At 58.9% G+C, this 630-nt stretch carries 1 protein-coding gene; it reads right to left on the minus strand.

Annotated features, from left to right (window positions below; translation table 11 throughout):
• The coding region (locus tag NKH67_RS34055; protein WP_353033116.1) for a LysR substrate-binding domain-containing protein at positions 1–630 on the minus strand (630 nt) is incomplete at its 5' end.

Below are 630 nucleotides of genomic sequence, written 5' to 3' on the forward strand. Positions count from 1 at the left end.
TCACTGGCGGAGTTCTTCGGACTGGGCGAGGAACCAGTCGACCAATATCTTGCATCGCTTGTTCCTGCTGACGTCGTCGCTGGCCAGCAGGAAGAATGCTCGCTCGGTCTGGATCTCGGTTGGGAGCGGCCTGACCAGAAGGCGGTTCTTGACGAGTTGCTGGGCCGTAAGGGACCAGCCCAATGCTATTCCTTCGCCGGCCAGGGCCGCTTGAAGCGTCAACTGGGAGTCGTTGAAGACAATGTTAGGCTTGATCCCGCTCGCATCGCCACCCGCGGCCTCAACCCACTCGGACCAGTCCATGCGCTTGCGATAAGCATCCGATGAATGGATCAACTGATGGTGGACGAGATCGTCGACGGCCTGTGGAGCGGGATGCGACAGAAGATAGGCGGGTGAGCAGACGGGAAAGATGATCTCGTCGCAAACGAACCAGCTGTTGGCCCTGTCAAAATCCCGAGGTCGCACCCACACTGTGACATCGACCTCGTGATCCGGGTCGATGTCGCGATCGGTGGCGACCACCTTGATCCGGATGTCGGGATGTTCTTCCTGGAAGTCATAGAGCTGAGGCGCCAGCCAATGTGCCGCCAGAGATGTTGAAGCGGCAAAGGTGATGTACTGCGTTCC

Origin of the sequence: Mesorhizobium sp. M0968, from assembly GCF_040319065.1 — a bacterium.
Classification (GTDB): domain Bacteria; phylum Pseudomonadota; class Alphaproteobacteria; order Rhizobiales; family Rhizobiaceae; genus Mesorhizobium.